The following is a 7,264-nucleotide window of genomic DNA, read 5'->3' as shown; positions in this document are numbered from 1 at the left end:
ACCAGTTCGCCCAGTGCCCGGAGGATGAGGAACGCGAAGAAACCGCAGACCGCGTAGGCGATGACCAGGGACGGTCCGGCGGCGTTGAGGCGGCCTCCGGCGCCGAGGAACAGGCCGGTGCCGATCGCTCCGCCGATGGCGATCATCTGGATCTGCCGGGGCTTGAGGTTCTTGTGGTAGCCCTTGTCCTCGGCGTGGAGGGCGGTCTCGCTGGCGTGCGCGTGGCCGCCATCGATCAGGTGGTCAGGGATGGGGGGAGTGGTCATAGGTGTGTCCTTGGGATGATCCGTTGGGGCGTCGGTGGACTGCTTGTCGGGTGGACTACTTGCTGAGGTTGGCGAGCCGTTCGGGGCTCAGGAGTTCCTCAAGCTGGACTGCGGTCAGCAGGCCATGCTCGAGCACGAGCTCGGCCACGCCCTTTCCGGTGGCCAACGCCTCCTGGGCGATGGCGGTGGCGGTGGCGTAGCCAAGGTGGGGATTGAGTGCCGTGACCAGCCCGATTGACTGCTCCACGGTGCGGCGCAGGTGGTCGGTGTTGGCGGTGATGCCCTGGATGCAGCGTGCCGTGAGGGTGCGGCAGGCTGCTTCCAGGTGGGAGATGCTCTTGTGGAGGCTGTGGACGATGATGGGTTCGAAGGCGTTGAGCTGGAGCTGCCCGGCCTCGGCGGCCATGGTGATGGTGACGTCGTTGCCGATGACCTCGTAGGCCACCTGGCTGACCACTTCGGGGATGACCGGGTTGATCTTGCCGGGCATGATTGAGGAACCGGACTGGACTGCCGGCAGGTTGATTTCGCCGAAGCCGGCGCGCGGGCCGGAGGAGAGCAGTCGGAGGTCGTTGCAGATTTTGGAGAGCTTCACGGCCACGCGCTTGAGCACACCGGACAGGTGTACGAAGGCGCCGACGTCCTGGGTGGCCTCGATGAGGTCGACGGCGGTGACCAGCGGCAGGCCGGTGATCTCGGCCAGGTGCCGGCAGGCTGCCTCGGCGTAGCCGGGGTGCGCGTTCAGGCCGGTGCCGATGGCTGTGGCGCCGAGGTTGATTTCGTGGATCAGCAGGTCTGCTTCTGCCAGCCGCAGCCGGTCCTCGCCGATGGTCACGGCGTAGCTGCCGAACTCCTGGCCGAGCGTCATGGGGACGGCGTCCTGCAGCTGGGTGCGGCCCATCTTCACCACGGTGCGGAATTCCAGAGCCTTGGCAGCACAGGCTTCTTCGAGTCCGGAGAGAGCGTCCAGCAGTTGCCGGGTGGCGAAGATGGTGCCCAGCTTCACGGCCGTGGGGTACACGTCGTTGGTGGACTGGCTGAGGTTGACGTGGTCGTTGGGGTGCAACCGGGCGTAGTCACCCTTGGGGTGGCCGAGGATTTCGAGGGCGCGGTTGGCGATGACCTCGTTCGCGTTCATGTTCGACGACGTCCCGGCACCACCCTGGATCACGTCCACCACGAACTGGTCGCTGAGTTTTCCTGCCATGACGTCCTGGCACGCCTGTTCGATGGCGCTGGCACGCTCGGCGTCCAGGAGCCCGAGCTCGCGGTTGGTCCGGGCGGCGGCGAGCTTCACGGCGGCCAGGCCGCGGACCAGGTGCATGTTGGAGGACAGCGGCTGCCCGGTGATAGGGAAGTTTTCCACAGCGCGAAGGGTGTGGACTCCCCAGTATGCGTGGCGGGGGACGTCGCGGTCACCCAGGAGGTCGTGCTCGGAGCGGGTGTCCTGCGCTCCATCGGTGCACGCTTCATGAGTGGGCGCTGCATTATGAGTTGCGGCTTCAAAAATGGTCAGGTCAGGCATGGGGTCCTTACGGGGCTACGGTGGCGGGCGTGGACAACGTTGAGGCAGTCAGGAAATCGAGGGGCTGAAGCAGTCCGAGCTGGTGGCCGCCGCCCAGAACGGGAGCAGAGCCGATCCCGGCGAGGGGCGCCGTGTCCACGCCCAGGGCATTCAGGACGTGGACGGTGGCGGGCATTCTGGCGCGGTCGCCGCCGTCGGAAATTTTCACGGCAACAGCGCGGCCGTCGGGCAGGCCCACCAGCTGCACACCCTCAAAGCCGTCTTTCGCCACGGTGCCCGGGAGGAGCCGCATCAGCTCCGTGACGTCCCGGCGCTCGCCGGCCACCATGTCGGGGTGCTCGCGCATGGCGAGCCCGACGGCGGCTTCCGCTAGCAGTTGGGCGGTCCCGCCGTCGTCGGAGGTCCTGACGCCTGCCTCCGCGCCGGTCGCCCCGGCCCCGGCCCCGGCGGTGGCTGCGGCGGCGGCGATGGTTCCGAAGGCGCGGGCCATTCCGCGCAGGGTGAGGGCGAACAGCGGGGTGCCGCAGCCGTCGGTGCTGCGGCCCAGCGGCTGTTCTCCGGTGAGTTCGGCGACGGTGGTGGCGACCAGTTCCTGCAGCGGGTGTGACGGGTCAAGGTAGCCCTTGACCGGCCAGCCGTTGATGACGCAGGTGGCAGCCATGGCCGCATGTTTGCCTGAGCAGTTCTGCGTCAGCTGCGTGGCGCGGAGTCCGGACCGCAGCCAGTCCTCGCGCTCGCTGGTGCCGTACGGGAGGTCGGTGCTGTTCTCCAGGTCGCCGGCAGTGAGCCCGTGCATGGCAAGGATGCGCTGGGTGCCGCCGCGGTGCCTGGCGCCGCCGGAATGGCTGGCGGCGGCCAGGGCGAGCAGGTCGGCGGGGAGCTTCAGGCCGGCACGGACCATGGCAACGGCCTGCAGTGGCTTGAGGGAGGAACGGGGGTAGAACGGAGCCAAGGGGTCCCCGGCCGCGGCCAGGACTGAGCCGTCCGGGGCGGTGGCGATGACGGAACCGTAGTGGACGCTTTCCACCAGGCCATCGCGGGTGGCAACCACCAGGGGTGCGTGCCGCGGGAGCTCACCAGGCTCTACTGGGGCGGTAGCGGCAGCTGCCGACTGGGCAGCAGGGAAGGCAGGGGCTGGCATGACGTCCTAGGGTGGCTTGCTGGCTGGTTACTTGTTGAGGATGGAATCGAGGGCAACGCCGACGGCGCGCAGGTGCGCGGCCATGGCTTTGCTGGCTTCCTCGGCGGAGCCGGCTTCGATGGCGGCGAGGATGTGCTGATGCTCGCTGTCCGACGCGTGCTGGCGGTCGGCCACCATGTTCAGGGTCTCGGACTGGAAAGCCAAGGCTCCCCGGATATCGGCCACCACGCTGGCAAACACCTTGTTGCCGCTGGCCCGGGCGATGGCAGCATGGAAGCTGGAGTCCAGCGCAACCCAGGATTCGGGATCCGTTTCCGTGGTCATGGCTGCGACGATGTGGCGGAGCGTTTCCAGCTCTTCAGCGGTCCTGCGCTGTGCGGCGAGTCCCGCTGCCGGAACTTCGATATGGGGACGGGCCTCGGTAAGGTCCCGTGCCGAGTACTGCCCGAGGGTGAGGTCGTTGGCCACTTTGTCGGCGACCACAAAGGTGCCCTTGCCGGTCTTGGTGACCGTCAGGCCAAGGGCGGTGCAGGAGCGGAGAGCTTCCCGGATGACGGAGCGGCTGACCCCATACTGCTGGGCGAGCATCGCTTCGGAGCTGAGCTTCCCGCCCACTGCCACTTCCCCGGATTCGATGTCACCGCGGATTGCGTTGAACACCGCTTCGGCGGCGCTGAGCCGGGCAAGCGGCTGGGCGCCGGGGGATTGGTCGCGGGAGGGGCTGGCAGGCTGTCCTGCTGTCCGGCTGTCTGACAGGTTCACGCTTCAAATATGGCACGGGTCACACTGGGTGTCAATCGTTACCTCATCGGGGCAGTTATATGACTTCGGTGTGTCTGGCGCCATGACCCCCATGTTTCCCCGGGCCGCCGGTTAGTCTCCTGCCATGGATGAATATTCGGAGGAACTCGTCAACCTCGCTTTCATGGCCCTGGACCACGCGATTGATTCAGTGGTTTCGTCAGGCTCCGACCTCGTGCCCTTTGTCATTCGGGAGCAAGGCGGCCAGCGGAACCTGCAACGGTATCTGGTGGGGGACCAGCTCGAGGCCGGCGTGGCTGCAGCAAGGCAATCCCTTCGGGAGGAGCCGCTTCCTGACCGCGTGGCTGTTGCCTGGGACGGGTTCATCACCTCGTCGGAGGGGCGGCAGGAGGCCGTTTTCGTTGAGTCGTACGAGCAGGGCACCCCGGCCGGTTTCATCATGGCCCAGCGGTACCAGCGGGCGGGGTTCCTCAAGAAGAAGCGGGAATCAGTGGGGAATCCTGCTTTGGTGGAGAAGAACACCGCACCGCTGTTCTAACAGTTCCACGCGTGTCACAGCGGGCTGCAGCCTTCAGGACTTCGCGGCGTTGCGCCGCTGCGCCGTCAGCAGCCGGAGTCCACTGGCCAGCACGCCGACGTGGCTGAAAGCCTGCGGGAAGTTGCCGAGGAACTCACCGGTGTCGGGGTGGATCTGCTCCGGGAACAGACCCAGGGGGTTCGCGCGCCGGCACAGGGATTCGTAGAGTTCATGGGCCTCGTCCAGCCGTCCTTGCCCGGCCAGGTTGTCCACCAGCCAGAAGCTGCAGAGCAGGAAGGCGCCCTCCGTGCCGGGCAGGCCGTCGGGTGATTCCGCGGGCAGGTAGCGGAACAGGAGTCCGTTGCCGGCGTCGAGGTTTGCCTCGATTGCCCTCGTGGTGGACACCATCCGGGGGTCGTTGAACGAAATGACGTTCCGTATGGGGAGTGTCAGCAGGGCAGCATCCAGTCCGCCTGCGCCGCCCAGCTGTTCGGTGAAGGTGTGCCGTTCCGGGTTCCAGGACAGGCTGAGGGCCGCATCGTGGATCTCCCGGGCTGCCGCCTCCCAGCGCCGGTTCGGATAGGGGAGCCGGTGCTTCCGCGCGATCTGGATGGCGCGGTCCAGGGCCACATGGCACATGGCGGCAGAGTACGTGAAGGGGCGGCCGTCGCTGCGGACTTCCCAGGGCCCGCTGTCCGGCGTCTTCCAGCTCCGGATGGCAGCTTCCACAATGGGCGTCAGGGTGGACCACAGCTGGTGGTCCACCGGCTGGCCGCTGTTGGACCACTGGTATGCGATATCAACGATTTCGCCGTAAACGTCGTGCTGGAGCTGGTTGACAGCGCCGTTTCCCCAGCGGACGGGGGAGGACCCGCGGTAACCCCGAAGCACCGGATCCACCACCTCGTCCGGCGGCTGCGACCCGTCCAGGGCGTACATGACGTGAGGGACGCCGTCGCGCTCCACATTGGTCAGTACCCAGGCGAGGAACACGTCGGCATCGCTGGGATCGCCGATCCTCCTCAGCACATAGTTGGAGAAGGAGGCGTCCCGCACCCAGGTGTAGCGGTAATCCCAGTTGCGCGGCGAGCCCGGCCACTCGGGGAGGGAGGACGTGGCCGCCGCCATGATGGCGCCCGTTTCAGCGTGATCCAGCAGTTTCAGGGTGATGGCGGAGCGCTTCATCAGCTCGGCCTGGGAGCCCTCGCACGTCAGGGCCGATGCCCATTCGCGCCATGCCCGCACCGTCTGGTCGATGAGCTTCTTCGCGTCCGGACGCTGACGCAGCCGGAACCGCCCGGACCAGTGCAGCGCCACGGTGAGGGTTTCGCCGGCGCGCAGGGTCAGTTCGGCACCAAGGCCGCGTCCTTCGGGGCGAAGCTCCACCGATGACCATAGGTATACCTCCTGGGTGCCGTTCACCTGCCAGTCGAACCGCCATCCTGCCGCGAGCTGGTCAAAGGTAGTTCCAACCTTCGGTGCCACGCTGACGCGGACCCGGACGTCGCCGCCTACCGCCTGCGCGTGCCGGAGCAGCTCCGACCGGCCGGCCGGGACGGGTTCCGCGAGATCCGCCCCCGAGCGCAGCGTGAGGCAGTCGGTTACCTGGAGCATCCCGCGGTCTGAGTACAGCGAAGTGACCACAACGCCGGAATCCTCCGTGTACCGCTGGGTGGAGGAGAGCAGCGGCAGGGGAGTGATTTCGAACAGGCCGCCGGACTCGCTGTCCAGAATACCGGCCAGGAACGGCGGGCTGTCGAATTCGGGCAGGCAAAGCCACGAGATGCCGCCATCGCGGCCCACCAAAGCACAGGTGGAACCGTCGCCGATGAGGCCGTGGTCCTCGATGGGCAGGTACCCCTCGGGTCGCTCCACCGGGCGCGGATATGCCGGAGCATGCATGTCTGCTGGCTCCTCCGTGTGTTTCCTGTACTCCTCTATTGTCCCGCCGATTCACCGTGTTTTCCACTTGCCGGCCTTCCCGGATTGGGGCCTTTCTGCCCTTCCCTGCGGGTGCCCCCTCGCGGCACTCTGAAGCATGAGGCCGACCTCCGCCCGGAACCGCCGCGTGGTTGCGGCGATCCTGGCCGGCGTGCTGGTCATCGGCGCCGTTGTATGGGCGGTAATTCTGTTCACTGCCCCTCCTGCGGGCGGTCCGGCAGCGGGAGTCACCCCGTCCCCCGGTGCAACCTCCGCGGTTCCCGCTCCAGCGACGACGGCTCCAGCGACGACGGGTCCGACGACGACGGCGTCTCCCACGACGGCGTCGCCCAGTCCCTCCGAGCGGCCGCCTTCCCCCGCGCCCACGGCGGCACCGCCGGTGGTCAGCCCCGAGCCGCCCGTGACGCCCCAGCCCCCGCCGCCGCCCGAGCCGCCCCCCGCTGCGCCGTTCCCGCTGGCGTTGCTGGGCCAGGACGTCGAGGTGATACCCGGTGCAGGGCAGGTAGTGGCGTTGACGTTCGACGCCGGGGCCAACTCTGCCGGGCTGCCCAAGATCCTGCGGACTCTCTCCCAAGCAGGGGTTCCGGCATCGTTCTTCCTCACCGGCAGTTGGGCGGCCGCGAACCCATCCGGAGTTTCCGCGATTGTGTCATCCGGGCACCGCGTGGGCAACCATTCGATGACGCACCCTGGTTTAACCGGACTCACGGATGCCGGCATCGCGGCCGAAGTCCAGGGCGCGGAGCAGGCCATCCTCGCCGCCGGTGCCGACCCCGCGCCGCTCTTCCGTTTCCCGTTCGGGGAGCGTGATGCACGCGCCATAGCCGCGGTGAACAACCTTGGCTATGTGCCGGTGCGGTGGACCGTGGACACCCTCGGCTGGAAGGGAACCAGTGGCGGCATCAGCGTGCAGCAGGTGGCTGACAGGGTGCTGGCTGCGCTGCGTCCCGGCGAGATCGTCCTGATGCACATCGGGTCCAACCCCGACGACGGCTCCACCCTGGATGCGGACGCCCTCCCGCAGATCATCGAGCGCGTCCGCGCCGCCGGGTACAGCTTCGCGACGCTGGACAGCCTGCTGTAGCCGGGGCTGGGCAGTGGGGCGCGGTAGG

The 7,264-nt window shown here is 67.7% G+C and carries 6 protein-coding genes and 1 pseudogene; 2 read left to right on the top strand and 5 right to left on the bottom strand.

Annotated features, from left to right (window positions below; translation table 11 throughout):
• From ABIA70_RS21090 to ABIA70_RS21075, 4 genes and pseudogenes are all read right to left on the bottom strand, one after another.
• Positions 1-266 (bottom strand): annotated as a pseudogene (locus ABIA70_RS21090) (amino acid permease); the annotation flags it as partial.
• Positions 267-321: 55 nt separating this feature from the next.
• Complete coding sequence (locus ABIA70_RS21085) at positions 322-1,791, bottom strand: aspartate ammonia-lyase (RefSeq protein ID WP_354149543.1); 1,470 nt, start codon at positions 1,789-1,791, stop codon at positions 322-324.
• A 7-nt stretch (positions 1,792-1,798) separates the two neighbouring features.
• A complete protein-coding gene (locus ABIA70_RS21080) occupies positions 1,799-2,932 on the bottom strand; it encodes an asparaginase (protein ID WP_354149542.1) in 1,134 nt (377 codons plus the stop codon).
• Between the two features lie 27 nt (positions 2,933-2,959).
• Positions 2,960-3,694 carry a FadR/GntR family transcriptional regulator gene (locus ABIA70_RS21075; RefSeq protein ID WP_354149541.1) on the bottom strand — a complete coding sequence of 245 codons (735 nt, stop codon included), beginning with the start codon at positions 3,692-3,694 and terminating at the stop codon, positions 2,960-2,962.
• A 124-nt stretch (positions 3,695-3,818) separates the two neighbouring features.
• On the opposite strand from ABIA70_RS21075, the gene ABIA70_RS21070 reads away from it, so the two are divergent.
• Complete coding sequence (locus ABIA70_RS21070) at positions 3,819-4,232, top strand: hypothetical protein (protein ID WP_354149540.1); 414 nt, start codon at positions 3,819-3,821, stop codon at positions 4,230-4,232.
• A gap of 33 nt (positions 4,233-4,265) precedes the next feature.
• On the opposite strand, the gene ABIA70_RS21065 is transcribed toward ABIA70_RS21070, so the two are convergent.
• Positions 4,266-6,113 (bottom strand): glycoside hydrolase family 15 protein, encoded by a 1,848-nt coding sequence (locus ABIA70_RS21065; RefSeq protein ID WP_354149539.1) that lies wholly within the window; start codon positions 6,111-6,113, stop codon positions 4,266-4,268.
• 136 nt (positions 6,114-6,249) lie between these two features.
• Here ABIA70_RS21065 and ABIA70_RS21060 point away from each other — a divergent pair, with 136 nt between their 5' ends.
• Positions 6,250-7,236, top strand: coding sequence for a polysaccharide deacetylase family protein (locus ABIA70_RS21060; protein ID WP_354149538.1), 987 nt, complete (start codon positions 6,250-6,252; stop codon positions 7,234-7,236).
• Positions 7,237-7,264 lie beyond the last annotated feature (28 nt).

The sequence above is a fragment of the Arthrobacter sp. 754 genome (assembly GCF_040548695.1).
Taxonomy (GTDB): domain Bacteria; phylum Actinomycetota; class Actinomycetes; order Actinomycetales; family Micrococcaceae; genus Arthrobacter.
The sequence above is the reverse complement of the archived record's forward strand: the minus strand, read 5'-3'. Positions and strand labels throughout refer to the sequence as shown.

What these genes read in the sequence shown, in the direction of transcription:
- ABIA70_RS21065 (WP_354149539.1), bottom strand. Translation starts at nt 6,113, where the DNA reads ATGCATGCTCCGGCATATCCGCGCCCGGTGGAGCGACCCGAGGGGTAC.
- ABIA70_RS21085 (WP_354149543.1), bottom strand. Translation starts at nt 1,791, where the DNA reads ATGCCTGACCTGACCATTTTTGAAGCCGCAACTCATAATGCAGCGCCC.
- ABIA70_RS21070 (WP_354149540.1), top strand. Translation starts at nt 3,819, where the DNA reads ATGGATGAATATTCGGAGGAACTCGTCAACCTCGCTTTCATGGCCCTG.
- ABIA70_RS21060 (WP_354149538.1), top strand. Translation starts at nt 6,250, where the DNA reads ATGAGGCCGACCTCCGCCCGGAACCGCCGCGTGGTTGCGGCGATCCTG.
- ABIA70_RS21080 (WP_354149542.1), bottom strand. Translation starts at nt 2,932, where the DNA reads ATGCCAGCCCCTGCCTTCCCTGCTGCCCAGTCGGCAGCTGCCGCTACC.